This is a genomic window from Ruegeria sp. HKCCD3925, from assembly GCF_057221175.1.
The window spans coordinates 23,765-40,500 of sequence record NZ_JBWVBI010000005.1; the positions used below are offsets into that span (position 1 = coordinate 23,765).

Annotated in this window: 20 protein-coding genes; 14 read left to right on the top strand and 6 right to left on the bottom strand. The window is 56.2% G+C overall.

What is annotated here, in order from left to right:
• Positions 1-141 precede the first annotated feature (141 nt).
• From leuD to AC2TEM_RS12800, 4 genes are read right to left on the bottom strand one after another with little or no spacing between them, the layout of a single operon-like run.
• Entirely contained in the window at positions 142-747 is a 606-nt protein-coding gene (gene leuD, locus AC2TEM_RS12785; RefSeq protein ID WP_170395169.1) for a 3-isopropylmalate dehydratase small subunit, read from the bottom strand.
• A gap of 42 nt (positions 748-789) precedes the next feature.
• The gene (locus tag AC2TEM_RS12790; RefSeq protein WP_170395171.1) at positions 790-1,344 is read right to left on the bottom strand and encodes an HdeD family acid-resistance protein; all 555 of its coding nucleotides are present in this window, start codon (positions 1,342-1,344) and stop codon (positions 790-792) included.
• A 38-nt stretch (positions 1,345-1,382) separates the two neighbouring features.
• Entirely contained in the window at positions 1,383-2,786 is a 1,404-nt protein-coding gene (gene leuC / locus AC2TEM_RS12795; RefSeq protein ID WP_170395174.1) for a 3-isopropylmalate dehydratase large subunit, read from the bottom strand.
• Positions 2,787-2,829: 43 nt separating this feature from the next.
• Positions 2,830-2,925, bottom strand: a complete 96-nt coding sequence (locus AC2TEM_RS12800) for an isopropylmalate isomerase (RefSeq protein ID WP_260023663.1) — start codon at positions 2,923-2,925, stop codon at positions 2,830-2,832.
• Positions 2,926-3,048: 123 nt separating this feature from the next.
• Between AC2TEM_RS12800 and AC2TEM_RS12805 the strand changes: the two genes are divergently transcribed.
• From AC2TEM_RS12805 to AC2TEM_RS12820, 4 genes are all read left to right on the top strand, one after another.
• Positions 3,049-4,410 (top strand): mechanosensitive ion channel family protein, encoded by a 1,362-nt coding sequence (locus AC2TEM_RS12805; RefSeq protein WP_480856233.1) that lies wholly within the window; start codon positions 3,049-3,051, stop codon positions 4,408-4,410.
• Between the two features lie 164 nt (positions 4,411-4,574).
• Positions 4,575-4,934: a ribosome silencing factor gene (gene rsfS, locus AC2TEM_RS12810; protein ID WP_039541351.1), complete on the top strand. Its 360-nt coding sequence runs from the start codon at positions 4,575-4,577 to the stop codon at positions 4,932-4,934.
• 44 nt (positions 4,935-4,978) lie between these two features.
• The gene (rlmH, locus tag AC2TEM_RS12815; RefSeq protein WP_170423278.1) at positions 4,979-5,449 is read left to right on the top strand and encodes a 23S rRNA (pseudouridine(1915)-N(3))-methyltransferase RlmH; all 471 of its coding nucleotides are present in this window, start codon (positions 4,979-4,981) and stop codon (positions 5,447-5,449) included.
• Between the two features lies 1 nt (position 5,450).
• Complete coding sequence (locus AC2TEM_RS12820) at positions 5,451-5,936, top strand: NAD(P)H-dependent oxidoreductase (RefSeq protein ID WP_170423281.1); 486 nt, start codon at positions 5,451-5,453, stop codon at positions 5,934-5,936.
• A gap of 3 nt (positions 5,937-5,939) precedes the next feature.
• On the opposite strand, the gene AC2TEM_RS12825 is transcribed toward AC2TEM_RS12820, so the two are convergent.
• Both AC2TEM_RS12825 and AC2TEM_RS12830 read right to left on the bottom strand, forming a co-directional pair.
• A complete protein-coding gene (locus tag AC2TEM_RS12825; RefSeq protein WP_170423283.1) occupies positions 5,940-6,287 on the bottom strand; it encodes a hypothetical protein in 348 nt (115 codons plus the stop codon).
• A 35-nt stretch (positions 6,288-6,322) separates the two neighbouring features.
• Positions 6,323-7,033, bottom strand: a complete 711-nt coding sequence (locus tag AC2TEM_RS12830) for a DUF599 domain-containing protein (protein WP_170395190.1) — start codon at positions 7,031-7,033, stop codon at positions 6,323-6,325.
• An 80-nt stretch (positions 7,034-7,113) separates the two neighbouring features.
• On the opposite strand from AC2TEM_RS12830, the gene AC2TEM_RS12835 reads away from it, so the two are divergent.
• The 10 genes from AC2TEM_RS12835 (at position 7,114) to AC2TEM_RS12880 (ending at position 16,735) form a co-directional block, all read left to right on the top strand.
• Positions 7,114-8,553, top strand: coding sequence for an FAD-linked oxidase C-terminal domain-containing protein (locus AC2TEM_RS12835; protein WP_170423285.1), 1,440 nt, complete (start codon positions 7,114-7,116; stop codon positions 8,551-8,553).
• Positions 8,554-8,603: 50 nt separating this feature from the next.
• Positions 8,604-9,698: an FAD-binding protein gene (locus AC2TEM_RS12840; protein ID WP_170423287.1), complete on the top strand. Its 1,095-nt coding sequence runs from the start codon at positions 8,604-8,606 to the stop codon at positions 9,696-9,698.
• Positions 9,699-9,701: 3 nt separating this feature from the next.
• Positions 9,702-11,015 (top strand): glycolate oxidase subunit GlcF, encoded by a 1,314-nt coding sequence (gene glcF / locus AC2TEM_RS12845; protein ID WP_480856234.1) that lies wholly within the window; start codon positions 9,702-9,704, stop codon positions 11,013-11,015.
• Between the two features lie 117 nt (positions 11,016-11,132).
• Entirely contained in the window at positions 11,133-11,918 is a 786-nt protein-coding gene (locus tag AC2TEM_RS12850) for a trypsin-like serine peptidase (protein WP_170423291.1), read from the top strand.
• The gene (locus tag AC2TEM_RS12855; RefSeq protein WP_480856235.1) at positions 11,915-12,733 is read left to right on the top strand and encodes a trypsin-like serine peptidase; all 819 of its coding nucleotides are present in this window, start codon (positions 11,915-11,917) and stop codon (positions 12,731-12,733) included. The genes AC2TEM_RS12850 and AC2TEM_RS12855 overlap by 4 nt, the downstream gene beginning before the upstream one ends.
• Before the next feature lie 122 nt (positions 12,734-12,855).
• The gene (locus AC2TEM_RS12860) at positions 12,856-13,323 is read left to right on the top strand and encodes an Hsp20 family protein (protein WP_170395206.1); all 468 of its coding nucleotides are present in this window, start codon (positions 12,856-12,858) and stop codon (positions 13,321-13,323) included.
• A 223-nt stretch (positions 13,324-13,546) separates the two neighbouring features.
• Positions 13,547-13,978 (top strand): hypothetical protein, encoded by a 432-nt coding sequence (locus tag AC2TEM_RS12865; protein WP_170395209.1) that lies wholly within the window; start codon positions 13,547-13,549, stop codon positions 13,976-13,978.
• Between the two features lie 209 nt (positions 13,979-14,187).
• A complete protein-coding gene (locus AC2TEM_RS12870; protein ID WP_170423295.1) occupies positions 14,188-15,267 on the top strand; it encodes a coiled-coil domain-containing protein in 1,080 nt (359 codons plus the stop codon).
• Positions 15,268-15,624 (top strand): hypothetical protein, encoded by a 357-nt coding sequence (locus AC2TEM_RS12875; RefSeq protein WP_170423297.1) that lies wholly within the window; start codon positions 15,268-15,270, stop codon positions 15,622-15,624. It abuts the gene before it with no gap.
• A complete protein-coding gene (locus tag AC2TEM_RS12880; RefSeq protein WP_170423299.1) occupies positions 15,611-16,735 on the top strand; it encodes a hypothetical protein in 1,125 nt (374 codons plus the stop codon). The genes AC2TEM_RS12875 and AC2TEM_RS12880 overlap by 14 nt, the downstream gene beginning before the upstream one ends.
• Position 16,736: the final 1 nt, after the last annotated feature.

The following is a 16,736-nucleotide window of genomic DNA, read 5'->3' on the forward strand; positions in this document are numbered from 1 at the left end:
CATCAATTTCGACGCAAATCCGACGTGTATCTCAAATTGATACCTATATGTTGTGGTGCACTGGGTTTTTGCCCCAAGAATGCGAACAGGGCCGCGCTTGCGACCCTGTTAGGTTGAGTATCAACAGATTCGTCCCCAGAATCATACCCAGGGTCGGGCCTGACTCGCATGATCTTCGAACTTGTCGATGTGATGGTCTTTTTCCATCGTCAGGCCAATATCGTCCAGACCGTTCAGCAGGCAGTGCTTGCGGTGTGGGTCAATGTCGAACTCGATGACCATGCCATCCGAAGTGGTAATCTGCTGATCTTCCAGATGCACGGTCATGCGGGCGTTTTCACCCTTGTGCGCGTCATCCATAAGAATCGCGTGATGCTCTTCTTCGACTACGATGGGCAGGATGCCGTTCTTGAAGCAGTTGTTGAAAAAGATGTCGGCGAAGCTGGTCGAGATCACCACCTTGATGCCGAAATCCTTGATCGCCCATGGCGCATGTTCCCGCGACGAGCCGCAACCGAAATTGTCGCCAGCCACCAGAATCTCGGTGTTGCGATAAGCAGGTTTGTTCAGAACGAAATCTTCGTTCTCGCCGCCATGATCGTGATAGCGCATCTCATCAAACAGCACGACACCCAGGCCAGAGCGTTTGATGGTTTTCAGGTGCACTTTGGGAATGATCATATCGGTGTCGATATTGATCAGTGGCATTGGGGCGGCCACCCCGTGGACTTTTTCGAACTTTTCCATTTCTACACTCCTGCGGGGTAGGGCCGCGCCCGTGCTCCGCGTTTAAGCTTCTTTCGCTTCTGTTGTTTCGTCCTTGGGTGCGTTCTTGACGAAGAACGCCATGAAGACCAATCCGAACCCGTTGAACAGCATCTCAATGCCCAGGAAGATCCCCAGTATACTCAGCAGAGCAGCCGGTTCCTTGCCCACATAGGTCCAGATGATGCCGGCGAGGATGATCGACAAGATGCCCGAGATCATCGTGGGCCAGAAAAACTGCGTTCCTTTCATCTGGAACGACAGAATGACCCGCGCGATGCCGCCTGCCATAAACAGGATCAGCATCACAGTTGCCAGCGTCAGCGTGCCCTGCAGCGGGTGATCCAGAAAGGACCAGCCCAGAAACAGCATGACCGCACCCATGATGAGTGACAGGATCTTGTTGCCAGTGCCTTCAACCGTGAAGCCACCAACGATCTGCATTCCGCCCGCAATCAATAGCAACACACCAGTTACTACTGTTACGGCAACGGACGCCACGACCGGTGCGCCCAATACGAACACCCCGAATGCTATGGACAAAAGTCCAAGCAGTAGCCATTTGACCCAATCACTCATGTTAGTCTCTCCATCAAATATCTAGATATGAGAGACTCTTACATCAATTCACGGACGTCTGTCAGCCGTCCTGTGATTGCCGCAGCGGCAGCCATTGCGGGGCTCAGCAGATGGGTACGCCCACCTCGACCCTGACGGCCTTCGAAGTTGCGGTTCGAAGTCGCGGCACAGCGCTCGCCCGGTTGCAGCTGGTCGGGGTTCATCGCCAGACACATTGAACAGCCCGCGAGACGCCACTCGAAACCGGCATCTTTGAAGATCTCGGCCAAACCTTCTTCTTCGGCCTGTGCACGCACCAAGCCCGAGCCTGGTACGACCATGGCGCGCATGCCGTCCTTGATCTTCTTGCCTTTCAGGATTTCCGCCGCAGCGCGCAGGTCTTCGATCCGACCGTTGGTGCAAGAGCCGATGAAAACAGTGTCGATTTCAACATCGCTCAGCTTTTGACCGGCTTCCAAGCCCATATACTCGATCGAACGGCGGGCCGCGTCGACTTTACCGCCTTCGAAATCTTCGGGATGCGGTACGGATGCGGTGATCGGCAGCACATCTTCGGGACTGGTGCCCCAAGTGACGACCGGCGCGATATCTTCACCACGCAGCGTGATGACTTTATCGAAATGCGCATCTTCGTCGGTGTAAAGCGTCTTCCACCAGTCCATCGCGGCTTCCCACTGCGCGCCTTTGGGGGCATGCGGGCGGCCTTTGACATATTCAAAGGTGGTCTCATCCGGCGCGATCAGGCCAGCGCGGGCACCGCCTTCGATGGCCATGTTACAGACGGTCATGCGCCCTTCCATCGAAAGATCGCGGATCGCTTCGCCGCAATACTCGATGACATAACCTGTACCGCCAGCAGTACCGGTCTCGCCGATCACAGCCAGAGTGATATCTTTGGCGGTCACACCCGGCTGCAGTTTGCCGGTGATTTCGACCTTCATATTCTTGGACTTCTTCTGGATCAGAGTCTGGGTGGCCAGAACGTGTTCAACCTCGGACGTGCCGATGCCGTGCGCCAGAGCGCCGAATGCACCATGAGTCGCCGTGTGGCTGTCGCCGCAAACAACGGTCATGCCGGGCAGGGTCCAGCCCTGTTCGGGGCCGACGATATGCACAATGCCCTGACGGACGTCGTGCACAGGGTAATAGTGAATGCCGAAATCTTTGGCGTTCTTGTCCAGTGCCTCGACCTGAATGCGTGATTCCGGGTTTTCGATACCATTCACACGGTCCGGCGTGGTCGGAACGTTGTGATCCGGCACGGCGATGGTTTTTTCTGGCGCGCGCACCTTGCGGCCCGCCATGCGCAGGCCTTCGAATGCCTGTGGGCTGGTCACTTCGTGTACCAGATGGCGGTCGATATACAGCAGGCAGGTGCCATCATCGGCCTCGTGGGCGACATGGGCATCCCAGATCTTGTCATAGAGTGTTTTGGGGGACATCGGTCCTCTCCCGTATGTAATGAGAAATAGCTGGCGAGTTGGCTTAGGCCGCCGATAGGCGGGCCAAGACCGTGCGGGCAGCCCCAAAGAACCGTTCACGCAGACGCGCGCGATCTTCCAGATTCTGTTCTTGGGCCACATTGAGTCTCATACGCACCAGATATAACGGGCATTCGTGTCAATCAAGGTTCAATCCCAACCGTCTCACTGCGGGCTTGCATCATCCAGCATCGCTGTCCAAGCTGACCTGCAGGAGAGGTGAATGAACCAGGATTTACTACCGGAGACGCTCTCGGTGCTTTACGCCAACATGACGGCGGCGTTTTCCTCGCAAATTGAAGGTCTGGTCGAGTTGATCGTCACCCCGGGATGGCGGCAGTATCAACTCATCATCATCCTATTCCTCTGGGCAATTTCATTTTTACTGAAACTGCTGACGCAGGGCCGATGGGAAACCTGGGCGAGGGCCCGGGTGGGATGGCCGAAATGGCGCTTGCGGATATTGATACAACTGATGCGCCGTCTGACGCTGGTGTATTTTGTGTTGCTGTCTGGTGGGCTTTATCTGGTGATGCAACAGGTCACATGGCCGTCGCGGAGCTATATACTTGGTGTCTTCGCAACACTGGCTGTTGCATGGCTGGCCATCGCGTTGGTTTCGCGATTGGTGAGAAACCGAACGCTGCGACAAATATTTAAATGGTCTATGTGGGTCTATGCTACGCTGATTGCGTTGAACCTGACGGATGATGTAGCCGGTTTCCTAGACGGCGTCGCCATTTCTATCGGTGATCTTCATATCTCGGCGCTGGGCATCATCAAGGCTGTACTGCTGATTGGCGTCCTGCTGACTTTGGCGCGTGTCGGCACACGCGCGGCTGAGCGCGGCCTTACGAACAATCAAGACATAACCCCATCGATGCAGGTTCTTCTGGCCAAGGGTATTCAGGTGCTGCTCTACGGGGCGGTGTTCATGGCGGCGATCCGCACCCTCGGGTTTGATCTGACTGGCATAGCGTTGCTGTCCGGGGCTATTGGCGTCGGGATCGGGTTTGGCCTGCAAAAAGTGGTTTCGAACCTGATCTCAGGCATCATCATCCTGATGGACCGGTCGATCAAACCGGGCGACGTGATTTCACTCGGGGACACGTTCGGTTGGATTAACGCGCTGGGCGCGCGCTATGTCTCGGTGGTTACGCGGGATGGTCGGGAATATCTGATTCCAAACGAAGATCTGATTACCAATCAGGTTGTAAACTGGTCGCATTCCGACCGTTTCGTGCGGTTGGATCTTGATTTCGGCACCAGCTACGACGACGACCCGCACAAAGTCCGCGCGACAGCGATCCGTGCCGTCAAGACGGTTGGTCGAGTGCTGAGTGGAGGCAAACATGAACCTGTCTGCCATATCACTGGTTTCGGTGACAGCAGCGTGGACTATGTGTTGCGCTTCTGGATCAGTGATCCGAACAAGGGTCTGACAAACATTCGGGGCAATGTCTTCCTGGCGCTGTGGGATGCGTTCAAGGTCGAAGACATCTCGCTTCCGTTCCCGCAGCGTGAAATCCGTGTATTGGGCGGCCCGGAGGCCGACGCCGAGGTGCAACATCTCGCCAAAGAGTGACCGGATGTGGGGCGCAGCGTCGGCCCTTTCATTGAAATGTTGCAATCCCCTTGTTACCTTATTAGTACCCCGGCGCCGGGGTTTGGCGGCGCGCAGCAAAGGAGGACTATGTCCTGTCTCTACATACACAGGCGGGTTTGCCCGCCGATGATGGGGCCGGTGTAATGGCCCACTCTCAGTCAATCAGCGACAAGCTGCTTGAACGTATCCTTTCCTCACTTTCCGATGACAAGGCCGAAGACGTCGTGCAGATCAACCTGCAAGGTAAGTCTTCTGTTGCGGATCACATGGTGATTGCCTCGGGTCGGTCGACCCGTCAGGTCTCGGCCATGGCGGAAAAGCTGACGGATCGCATCAAGCAGGAATTCGGTTTCACCTCGAAGGTCGAAGGCAAGGATGCCGGCGACTGGGTGCTGATCGATACGGGCGACGTGGTCGTTCATATCTTCCGCCCCGAAGTGCGTGAATTCTATCAGCTGGAAAAGATGTGGCTGCCTCAGGGCGGCAGCGCCTCGGCGAATTGAGGCGCTATCCCGGCCTGTATTGAGGGGTCGGAGGCGAGAGAGACATGCGTATCAGCATCGTTGCGGTCGGGCGATTGCGCGCCGGACCGGAGAAATCCCTGCTTGACGACTACCTGACCCGATTTGACAGGACCGGCCGCGCGCTGGGCCTTGGTCCTGCGAAGGTGATCGAGGTCGAAGACAAGAAAAACGCAGGCATGGGGGCCGAGGCGGCCCTGCTGCGCAAGGCGCTGCCCAAGGGTGTGGTGATCTGTACGCTAGATGAGCGCGGACGGGTGTTGTCCTCGCCTGAATTTGCAAAAAAGCTGGGTGGATGGCGCGACGCGGGCCGACAGGATCTGGCGCTGATCATCGGCGGAGCGGACGGAATAGACCCAAATCTGCGGGCGGAGGCTGATTTTTCCCTATCCTTTGGGTCAATGGTCTGGCCCCATATGTTGGTCCGTGTGATGCTGGCCGAGCAACTTTACCGGGCCTCGACCATCCTTTCAGGCGGCCCTTATCACCGGGTCTGACATGGCGCAGCTATTGATCGTCTACCACTCGCGCACCGGCGGCACCCGGCAAATGGCTGAAGCCGCAGCCGAAGCAGCGCGGGATGAAGCGAACACCATCCTGAAAACCGCCGATCAGGCCGGGCCAAACGACCTGCTGGCCGCCGATGGCTATATCTTCTGCGCACCCGAGAACCTGGCTGCGATTTCGGGTCTGATGAAAGAGTTTTTCGACCGCTGTTATTATCCTGTGCTGGGGAGGATCGAAGGTCGACCCTATGCGCAGATGGTCTGCGCCGGATCAGATGGTGAGAATGCCGCGCGACAGATGGCTCGGATCGCAACGGGGTGGCGGTTGAAAGAGGTGCAACCGCCCCTGATCATCTGCACTCATGCGCAAACACCCAAAGCGATCTTGGCCGAAAAGATCATTCCTGAAGAACAACTTGAAAACTGTCGTGAGGTTGGAGCGGCCTTGGCCGCAGGTCTCAGCCTCGGGGTGTTCTGAGGGTCAGTTCAGATCGACCACGGTCATGTCTTCGCTCCAACCACCGACATTGTCGCGCGCCTGAATTTGCACCTGCGTGGTCCCGTCCGGAATCACCACCCCGCCAAGTGACCGTGTAAAGGGCTGCTCATCGACATGAGGGTGATGCAGCACACGCATCCCCAGCTCGTTCCCCTGCATATCCAGAACACGCCAGCCATCGGCATAGTCATCCCATCCGGTGTCGGAGTGGCGGATCGTGACGTCGAACCGCCAGGTATCCCCATTTGATTGGGCTGAAACCTGTTCGACCGTCGGAGGGTCGGCGAATGCGGGGCTGGCCAGTAAGGCGCTGAGAATCAGATATCGCATAGGGTCAAACTATGCTCTCGCGCATGGCATTGCGATCACGACTCTGTGTTTGGTGGCGCAGTCATGATTACGGTCCGTGAATGCGAGGCGAATTCGCGACGATAGAGCACACCGAATGTGACGATTGAGCTTAGGATCAGGGCTACCGGTCCAAGTATCCATGCGATTGAAGCCAACGCAAAATATGTCGCCCGCAACGCGCGATTGAAACTACGAGCCGCCGTGATGCAGATATCAGCAGATTGTGTGGCGCGTGGATAGGCCTGTGGATCATCGGGATCATTTGGAACAGCGGCCATCAGAATTGCGCAATACCCAAACAGGCGATGCGACCAGACAAATTTCAGAAAAGCGTTCGACAGAAAAAGCAGAATAATCAGTATCTTGATTTCCCAAACCATGGCAGGCGCACGGCCGATGGCAAGATCTTCAGCAACCCCAGCAAGGCGTTCGGTATTGCCAAGCAATGCCAAGCCGCCGCCTATTGCAATCATGATTGTCGAAGCGAAGAACGTGCTGCCCTGGCGCATGGCCGAGATCACTTGTGCATCGAACACACGCGGCTGGCGCGTCACCATTTCACGCATCCAGACCTTGCGAAAATCATCCATCATCAATGAAACCGATGGTTTCTGAGAGGACGGATTTTCGATCCGCCACCCAATCCCCAGCCATGTCGCGAACAATAGCAAAACGGCTGCATAGTCCAGCGAGGAAAACAGTAATGTGCGGTCGATCCAGGTCATGCCACGACACTATTGTTGGATTCGGCAACTTGCCAGTCGATAAAATTGGTAATATAATTTTACCAAATGGAGGATCAGCGATGGAAATGCCCAAGCCAAATCCGGATGTCTTAGCACGCAAGCAGGCATTGGTTGCGCGACTACAGCAAGTGCTGCCGAAGGATGCTGTTATCCATGAAGAGGCCGAGACCAGGGCTTATGAATGTGATGCGCTGACCGCCTATAAATGCCCGCCAATGCTGGCTGTACTGCCTTCGACCACGCAGCAGGTTTCCGATGTCTTGCGCATTTGCCATGAACTGGGTGTGCCGGTTGTACCGCGCGGCGCGGGCACGTCATTGGCCGGTGGCGCCCTGCCGACGGCAGATTGTGTGATTCTAGGCGTTGCACGGATGAACGAAGTTCTGGAAATCGATTACGACAACAGGTTTATCAAGGTGCAATCCGGCCGAACCAACCTGAGTGTAACCGGTGCCGTTGAAGAAGAGGATTTCTTTTACGCCCCCGATCCCTCATCTCAGCTTGCCTGCGCCATTGCCGGGAATATCGCGATGAATTCGGGCGGGGCGCATTGCCTGAAATACGGGGTGACGACCAACAATCTGATGGGTGTGACTATGGTCATGATGGATGGCAGCGTGGTCGAAATTGGAGGTGCCTATCTGGACGCTGGCGGGTTGGACCTGTTGGGTGTTATCTGCGGATCCGAAGGGCAATTGGGTGTCGTAACTGAAGCAACGTTGCGCATCCTGCGCAAACCTGAGGGCGCGCGTCCCGTTCTGATGGGCTTTGACGATAATGAAGTAGCCGGTCAATGCGTCTCTGACATAATCAAATCGGGCATATTGCCTGTCGCGATCGAGTTCATGGACCGCCTTTGTATTCGAGCCTGCGAGAATTTCGCCCAAGCGGGTTATCCTGATTGCGAGGCGTTGCTGATCGTCGAAGTTGAAGGATCAGAGGCAGAGATCGATAGCCAGTTGTCGAAGATTATCGAGATCGCCAAGCGGCATAATCCGGTTGAGCTGCGAGAAAGCCAATCGGCTGATGAAAGCGCCCGTATCTGGCTGGGGCGGAAATCGGCCTTTGGCGCGATGGGGCAAATCAACGATTATATGTGTCTGGATGGGACGATCCCGGTCTCATCGCTACCCTTCGTCCTGCGCCGGATCGGGGAGCTGAGCAAAGACTATGGCCTGCCAGTCGGCAATGTGTTCCATGCCGGTGACGGCAACATGCACCCCTTGATCCTGTTTGACGCCAACAAACCCGGCGATCTTGAGAAATGTGAAGCGTTCGGGGCGGACATCCTGAAGCTTTGCGTTGATGCGGGAGGCTGCCTGACTGGTGAGCATGGGGTCGGCATCGAAAAGCGTGATCTGATGACACACCAATATGAACCACAGGATCTTGAGGCGCAGATGGCGGTGAAAGATGTGTTTGATCCGAATTGGCTGTTGAACCCAGCCAAGGTGTTTCCGCTAAAGGCGTCTGCCACGCGCAGGATGGCCGCGGAATAGATGAGCCTTCCCCATCAATACCCAGAGTATATTCGAAAAGATGAAGTGCCATGACACCTGAAACCGAGGCTGAACTTGCGGACATCGTTGCCGGCCTGGATGGCCCAGTGCATATTGCCGGAGGCGGCACGCGCGGCCTTGATGGGCCCGAGCCTGTGCTGAACCTATCGGGACTGCACGGAATCACACAGTATGAGCCGGGCGCATTGACTCTGGTCGCACATGCCGGGACTCCAGTGACTGAGATCGAGGCGGCTTTGGAGGCCGAGGGTCAGCAACTGGCGTTCGAACCGATGGATCATCGCGGTTTGCTGGGCACCACGGGGGAACCGACAATCGGCGGTGTTGTCGCGGCCAACATCTCGGGGCCGCGTCGAATTCAGGCGGGCGCGTGCCGGGATTTCCTGTTGGGCGTACGTTATGTCGACGGGTTGGGGCAGGTGATCAAGAATGGCGGGCGGGTGATGAAGAACGTCACCGGTTACGATCTGGTCAAGCTCATGGCGGGTTCCTGGGGCACGCTAGGGGTGCTGTCAGAGGTCTCGCTGAAAGTGCTGCCTAGACCTGAGATCGAGACCACTCTGGCAGTCGGGGCCGCTGATGTAGGAACCGCAGTTGATCTCATGTCCACTGCCCTGAAATCCCCCTTCGAGGTGAGCAGCGCAGCCTATGATCCACTGGATGGGCAGGCGCTGTTGCGGATCGAAGGATTTGCCGACTCTGTTGCCTATCGGGTAGGTCGATTGCGCGAAATCCTTGGGGGCGAATGCACCGAGTTAGAGAATTCGAGGAACCGCTGGGTCGATCTGCGTGATCTGCGTGCGTTTCAGGATCTGGAAGGTGATGTCTGGCGCTTATCGGTGAAACCCGGCGATGCAGCCAGCCTTGCAGAACGGATCGACGCGGATCGAACCCTATTTGACTGGGGCGGGGGCTTGATCTGGGTATTGGTGCCAAAGGGCACCGATCTGCGTGCACGACTGGGTCACTTTGAAGGACATGCAACGCTGGTACGTGCAGAGGCTGACACCATCGTTGAATTTGGGCGGTTCCAACCAGAGAGCACGCAGATTCGGGCTCTAACAAAGGCAATTCGGAAGAGATTTGACCCTCGGAACGTGTTCAATCCGGGTCTGATGGGGTAGGCGATGCAGACGAAATTTACCGAAAAGCAGTTGCAAGACCCAGCGATTCAGCGATCCAACGAGATACTCCGAAATTGTGTTCACTGTGGTTTCTGTACAGCAACCTGCCCGACTTATCAGGTGCTAGGCGATGAGTTAGACAGCCCACGCGGGCGCATCTATCTGATCAAGGACATGTTGGAGAATGAGCGTGTTCCGGACGAAAAGACTGTCAAGCATATCGATCGCTGCCTATCCTGCCTCGCCTGCATGACCACGTGCCCCTCGGGCGTGCATTACATGCACCTCGTGGACCACGCACGGGAATATATCGAAGACAACTACAAGCGCCCGTTCTCGGATCGGGCTCTGCGCTGGATATTGGCCAGAATCCTGCCTTATCCGACACGCTTTCGCTGGGCTCTAATCGGGGCAAAGCTGGGTCGTCCGTTCCGGTTTCTGATGCCGGATGCCCGGCTAAAGGCGATGCTGGACATGGCGCCGAGATATATTCCACCAGTCAGTCGCAATGATGACCCTCAGAGCTTTGCAGCAAAAGGCGCTAAGAAGAAACGCGTCGCCCTAATGACGGGCTGTGCGCAAAAAGCGCTGAACACCGACATCAACGACGCCACGATTCGCTTGCTGACCCGATTGGGCTGCGAGGTCGTTGTCGCCGAAGGTGCCAGCTGTTGTGGCGCATTAACCCATCACATGGGTAAAACCGGTGAAAGCCATGCGTCTGCTGCAGCCAATATCCGGGCCTGGACACGCGAAATGGATGGTGATGGTCTGGACGCGATCGTGATCAACACCTCGGGGTGTGGGACCACGGTTAAAGATTATGGGCACCTGTTCCGTAGTGATCCGCTGGCGGTGGATGCGGGGCGTGTATCCGCCCTGGCGATGGATATCAGTGAGCTTTTGGTGCAGCTAGAGATGCCGGACAGCGACAAGAAAGAACTGGTTGTTGCCTACCACGCGGCGTGTTCATTGCAACATGGGCAAAAGGTTACCTCTTATCCCAAGAACCTGCTGAAATCTGCTGGATTCACAGTGTTAGAGCCTAAAGATAGTCATTTGTGCTGTGGCAGTGCAGGAACCTACAACCTGATGCAGCCTGAGATTTCGGGTAAGTTGAAACAACGAAAAGTGCGCACGCTTGAGGCTAGGAATCCTGATGTTATCGCGGCAGGTAACATCGGATGCATGATGCAGATCGGCTCTGGGACTGACACGCCCGTTGTCCACACAGTCGAGCTGCTGGACTGGGCCACCGGAGGGCCGGAACCGCGCGCATTGCGCGACGGCATGGCTGGGGTACCCCAACTGCGCTGATCGATTGCTGCACTCGCGCATCAGGTCCGGTTGAATTTCATCCAAGGGGCAATTGCCCTATTTTCGCCGCACCAACGGCATACGAATCTTGGTCGGACCTCATGACCGGAGACCCGCGTGCGCAACTGGATCACGGCTATTGTCTTCAGCTTGCTGCCCTTGGCAGGACAGGCGCAGGATACTGGGCTTAGGAGCCTTGAAACCACCGATGCTGGGCGCGAGTGGATGGCAGTTGGTCGGCTGGATATCGACGGCACCGGGTTTTGTACCGGATCGCTGATATCTCCGACTCTGGTACTGACGGCTGCGCATTGTCTGTACGACAAAACCACGAAACAGCGAATTAATCCGGCCCGGATCGAGTTTCTGGCCGGTTGGCGCCTCGGTTCCGCCTCGGCTTATCGCCCGGCGCGTCGAACAGTGGTTCACCCCGATTATGTTTATGAAGGCAATGTTTCTGCAACGCGGGTGCGTCATGATATTGCGCTGATCGAGCTGTGGCAGCCGATCCGCAACACCTCGGTCATTCCTTTCGAAACCGGACGCCGTCCTGCCCGCGGTCAAGAGGTGGGGGTTGTCTCGTACGCGCATGACCGCGCCGAAGCGCCAGCACTGCAGGAAGTCTGTTCCGTCATTGGGCGACAGGCTGGAATTCTGGTTATGTCCTGCAACGTGGATTTCGGGGCATCCGGCGCGCCGATCTTTTCGTTTGACGGCGAGCGGCCACGCATTGTGTCGGTCGTTGCAGCGAAGGCCGAATTGCAGGGTCAACGCGTTGCGCTGGGCACCGCCTTGGATGAATCGCTGGAATTGTTGCGGGCCGAGCTTTCGCAGGGGCGGGGTATGAACGCCACATTGGACAACAACACCAAAAACCTCGGAGCAAAGTTCCTTAAGCCATGATGCGTGTTTTTCTAAGTATCACCTTGCTTGTTTCTATTCTCGTAACTGCCGCGCAGGCCCAGACCAGCAGCAAGCGCCGACTGACGGATCGCGATGATCTGTATGGGTGGGAGGCGGTCGGACGTCTGGATATCGGCGAACAGGGCTTTTGCACCGGTACTTTGATCGCAAAGGACATCGTGCTGACAGCGGCGCATTGCGCTGTGAGCAAGGCCACCGGAAAACCCTATGCCCCCGGTGAATTGACCTTTCGCGCCGGTTTGAGCGACGGTCAGGCGCTTGCGGATCGCAAGGTCATCCAGATTGCGACCCATCCCGATTTTGTTGCCAATGCGCCGGTATCGGCGTCACGTGTTCGAATTGATGTGGCTCTAATGCGGCTGGAAGAGCCGATTCCCTATTCGATTGCTGATCCGTTCGCCCTGCACAGCGGCCGCGTCAGCGACAGCGAAATCAGCGTCGCCTCGTATGGTCGCGGTCGGGCCGAGGCGATCACGCGCCAACGCTCTTGCCGCATCCTGCAACGCGGGCAGGGGCTGATCAGCTTTGATTGCGATATTACATTCGGTTCGTCGGGCTCCGCTATTTTAGCAAAAAAAGGCCCGCGTTGGCAGATCCTGTCGGTTGTTTCGGCGGGCGCATCGGATGGTCAACGCAAGATCGGCTACGGGATGGAGCTGTCGGGGATTGTCTCGGAACTCAAGGCGATATTGCGTCGTGACGCGCCCCGACCCACGGCAACAATCCGCAGATTGCAGCCGGGTTCAGCCAAGTCCAATTCGGGTGCTAAATTCCTCAGCGCGGGCGGGTCTTGAACCCAGTCCTTTTACTTCCCATCTGAGTTTTACCGGATCGCCAAAGCTGGGGTCCGGCATAAATCACCGCCCGTCCATTTCGGAGGGCAATTTCGTGAATCGCTCAAAGATGAGGATACGACATGCGTACATTTGACTTCGCACCACTTCACCGCGCAACCATCGGTTTCGACCAGATTGCAGACATGATGGACCGGGTTTTGACCAATGACGTGGCTCAGCCCAGCTATCCCCCTTATAACATCGAAAAGACCGATGCTGATACCTACCGCATTTCGGTCGCTGTTGCCGGGTTTTCCGAGGCCGATCTGTCGGTTGAGGTAAAGGAAAATTCTCTGGTGGTTTCCGGCAAGAAAGCTTCGGACGAAAAAGAGCGCAGCTACCTGCACCGTGGCATCGCCACCCGCGCGTTCGAGCGCCGCTTTGCTCTGGCCGACCACGTTCGTGTCACCGGCGCGAGCCATGAAAACGGCATGCTGAACATCGATCTGAAGCGCGAAGTGCCAGAAGCGCTGAAACCGCGCCGGATCGAAATTTCGTCTGGCAAGGCCATTGAAAAGGACGTGGTTGACGCCAAAGCCGTGAACTGAGGCTGTTGATCACTTAGCGACAGTCCCGCCTCTCTGGATTGTCGCACCACACGCCCCGCGTTCCTCCAGGCGCGGGGCGAAGTTGTATCCATCGCAACAAGGACTTGGTGGGCAACACGTTTTCACGAAAATCTGGCAATAGTTTAGGTCGTCAGGCTAGTCTCTTCTGGAACACTTCAATGAACTGAATTTTGTTCACTGCCTACAGAGGGAGACGAAATAGATGCGAATGAAATCCGTTTTTGCCGCTATAGTCTGTGCCGTTGTTGCATCGACCACACTGACCGCGACATCAACCCGTGCCAACGATACAGGAGCGCTTATCGCTGGGGTCGCGTTGGGTGTGCTGGGAGCGTCGATCGCCAAACACCATCACAAGCACGGATCAAAATACCAGAAGCACCCGCATGTTTCGCCCGAGGAGAATGCGATCGGGCTTTGTATGCATCGGACCCACACCGCCATGAGCAATCAAGGCTACTATGCCGTCGATTTTGAGCGGACGCTTTCCTATACGACGAATTCTGATGGCATCGATCTGATTGATTTGGAGGTCGCGCGCTCAAAGGACAGCAATGACGCGCGGAGCCACATAAAAGCCCATTGCGCTATTCAAGATGATGCTGTGGTCAATTTCCGGTATTCGAACTACTGAGCTTGCCATCGGCAGCTTCAACTTAAGAAATCCAAGAGCTTCTATTTTCCCTTCTGAAAACCAGTAGGCAATGTGTCTCGGCCTTGTCTCTGCGTCTATCTTTTTAGCGTCGAGTTTGTCACAGTCTTGGTGATTTGGAGACCCAAGGGGATGTAAATTGCCATAACATTCCCTATGTCATTGGATGATAAAAAGAATAGGGATAGCAGATGTCGAACCAGCAATTCGAAGCATTGATTCAAGAGACGCAACAGAAAGTCCGCGAAAGCCAGTCGCAGATTGAAGGCTTGACCTCACGGATCGAAGCGGCGCGTGCCAAGATCGGAACCGCAGAGGCAGATATCGACATTGAAAATGCCACTTTGGAAGATGTGCACGCCCATACCGAGGTGATGAACGCCAACATCGCTGAGCTGATCATGGGGCTCGACGACGTGACCAACGCGTTTTCCAAGGATTTCGACGAAATGCGTTCGAAAACCGGGTGGGAGTCGTTCGTCGGCATCTTCGCCAAGGCCAAATCCGAGTCCATGCGGCAGGAACGCATGCGCACCGCCAATATTGATGACAAGCTGCAGGACCTGATCGCCAAGTCCGATGTGATCGTAAAGTTGCTGGAAGGGCAGTTGTCGGTACTGGAGGAACAGCGCGTCAAGGTCGAAGACAACCTGACTGTCACGCTGGATGACCGTGAGGCGACGGTGGCCGAGTTGGAAGCACTGCGCGCCGAGATTCAGGGTATGGACCCGACAATCATCACGCTGGAAAACAAAATCAGCGTCGAACAGGACGCCGCCGCGCGGACCCAGCTGGAAACTGAACTGGCCGAGCTGAACAAGCAATACAACGCCAAGGTTCAGGAAGAGCAGGTCAAGCTGGCCAAGTCTCAGACGTTGGAGCGGTACATCGAAAAGGGTAAAACTTGGGTCGATTCACTCCAGAACCAGGCAGCGACGCAGATGGTGCTGATCAACAAGCTGCAGACAGACACGCAACAACGCGTGGTGCTGTATGACGCCCTGACCAAATCGCTGAAAACTGCACAGCAGCAGGACGTGGCCCATCGCATCAACGAGATCGGTGTGCAGACCGATCAAGAGGCGCAAACCGCCATGGCCGCCATCGGCACCGCGACCAACCAGAAAATGGCCGACATGCTTGAGGCGCATGAAGACCACATGGTCTTTGCCCGCGACGTGCTGGAGAAAAAGGCCAAGGCGGATGAGCGGTTCGCGCGGCGCTTTGCCTCGATTGTCGAGAAGCATGACAAGAATTTGTATGGGGGGTAAATGGCCTCTTTCATATTGATGTTTGGCCCAATGGTCGTGTTGATACCGGTATTGGCAATTGCGTTGGTTGTTTATGTACTAGCACTGTGGGTTTTGGCGCTTTTGGGCCTGCACAATGCCGCCAACGTGGAGGGTGTCGCAGTTACTTTCGGAGTGCTGCTATTACCGGCCTACGTCTATTTCGTCGTCCGTATTGTGGTGCCAGCTTTTTGGTTCGGCATGGTGAATATGTATGAAGAAATACTTCACAGTGATGGTATGACGTCAGCCGAAGCCTTTGGTTTTTGGCGGGATCGTTTCCGGCTCGTCTTTGAAGATTGGGGCAGATACAGGAAATTTATCCGTGGTCGAAACTAACCCCACCAAAGACCATGTCGGCTTGACCGACACTTTCGCCTCACGCCGCTATTTCCGCAAATTCGAGGTGATCACCGTCCACCTGCTGCGCGTGGCTGCGACGATGGAGGCGGAGGGCGCAATCAGCAAGCAAGAGGTGCGGATCGTGTCGCGCTACCTCTCGGGACTGCTCTATACGTTCCGCGCGCTTTCCATGAAATACCTACTGGTCGGGCGCGATACGGGGCGGTTCTTTGGTAGCCTCGCCATGGACAAGCGCGACAGTGGATTTCCGGTGGCGGCTGAGCTGCTGACCATGGCCAATGACGCGCAGCAGGCGCAGGTGCATCTGGCGAATATGCCATCCGAGGATGATCTGAAAACCGATATGGTGCGAACGATCATCGGCGATCAGGAAATCCCCACCAAGCTGCAATTCGCATTGTCCCAAAGGCTCTATTACGAGGAGTTGTTGAAGGGAGAGCTGTTCTGGGCCCGCAACGATCCCGAGTGCCACTGGATCGGGAATGAGGGCGATCGGCGGAAGTTCATGATCCATTGGGCGGTCTATGACAGCCAGATCAACCTGCCGGTCATCTATCTGATGCAACTGGAGGATAGCGGCAAAACCGCCCTTCCCAAAGACCAACGCCGCTGGCCCGAAGTGCAGGCGCATCTGATGGCGCAGTCTCTGGGCGGGTTGAAACTGGTGACCATAGCCAAAGGGTTCGATCAGGATTTCGACGACCTGCACCCCAAACACCTGCGCCGCATTCTTGTGGGGCCAATGTATTCCTCGGCCTATACCGAACAATCCGGCCCCCTGCGGCAGGTGCTGGAGGATGCGCAATCTCCGCAAGGTCAGGATTGGGCGCTGGCCTGGACCACGGAAGAGCTGGAAAGCGAAGATGTGATCGAAGAACGCGCCGGTTGGTTTTCCACCGTCGAACGTGAGGTCTTTGCTCTCGACCCATTCGGCGCGCAAGGGGCCGAAACCGGGGCCACACGCACCCAACGGTCGATCATCTTGCCCCAGCGTCCGTTTCAGGTGCTGGCCGAGCGTAACCCTCCAGGGTTTGCCGATGTGCGCAAGTTCGTGGTCAGCAAGTCAGGGCAGGTGTTGAGGTATTAGT

Coding starts and splice junctions, on each gene's coding strand:
- AC2TEM_RS12865 (WP_170395209.1), top strand. CDS start 13,547: ATGCGAATGAAATCCGTTTTTGCCGCTATAGTCTGTGCCGTTGTTGCA.
- AC2TEM_RS12840 (WP_170423287.1), top strand. CDS start 8,604: ATGACACCTGAAACCGAGGCTGAACTTGCGGACATCGTTGCCGGCCTG.
- AC2TEM_RS12825 (WP_170423283.1), bottom strand. CDS start 6,287: ATGCGATATCTGATTCTCAGCGCCTTACTGGCCAGCCCCGCATTCGCC.
- rlmH (WP_170423278.1), top strand. CDS start 4,979: ATGCGTATCAGCATCGTTGCGGTCGGGCGATTGCGCGCCGGACCGGAG.
- AC2TEM_RS12820 (WP_170423281.1), top strand. CDS start 5,451: ATGGCGCAGCTATTGATCGTCTACCACTCGCGCACCGGCGGCACCCGG.
- AC2TEM_RS12830 (WP_170395190.1), bottom strand. CDS start 7,033: ATGACCTGGATCGACCGCACATTACTGTTTTCCTCGCTGGACTATGCA.
- AC2TEM_RS12805 (WP_480856233.1), top strand. CDS start 3,049: ATGAACCAGGATTTACTACCGGAGACGCTCTCGGTGCTTTACGCCAAC.
- leuC (WP_170395174.1), bottom strand. CDS start 2,786: ATGTCCCCCAAAACACTCTATGACAAGATCTGGGATGCCCATGTCGCC.
- AC2TEM_RS12870 (WP_170423295.1), top strand. CDS start 14,188: ATGTCGAACCAGCAATTCGAAGCATTGATTCAAGAGACGCAACAGAAA.
- rsfS (WP_039541351.1), top strand. CDS start 4,575: ATGGCCCACTCTCAGTCAATCAGCGACAAGCTGCTTGAACGTATCCTT.
- AC2TEM_RS12835 (WP_170423285.1), top strand. CDS start 7,114: ATGGAAATGCCCAAGCCAAATCCGGATGTCTTAGCACGCAAGCAGGCA.
- AC2TEM_RS12860 (WP_170395206.1), top strand. CDS start 12,856: ATGCGTACATTTGACTTCGCACCACTTCACCGCGCAACCATCGGTTTC.
- AC2TEM_RS12875 (WP_170423297.1), top strand. CDS start 15,268: ATGGCCTCTTTCATATTGATGTTTGGCCCAATGGTCGTGTTGATACCG.
- glcF (WP_480856234.1), top strand. CDS start 9,702: ATGCAGACGAAATTTACCGAAAAGCAGTTGCAAGACCCAGCGATTCAG.
- AC2TEM_RS12790 (WP_170395171.1), bottom strand. CDS start 1,344: ATGAGTGATTGGGTCAAATGGCTACTGCTTGGACTTTTGTCCATAGCA.
- AC2TEM_RS12855 (WP_480856235.1), top strand. CDS start 11,915: ATGATGCGTGTTTTTCTAAGTATCACCTTGCTTGTTTCTATTCTCGTA.
- leuD (WP_170395169.1), bottom strand. CDS start 747: ATGGAAAAGTTCGAAAAAGTCCACGGGGTGGCCGCCCCAATGCCACTG.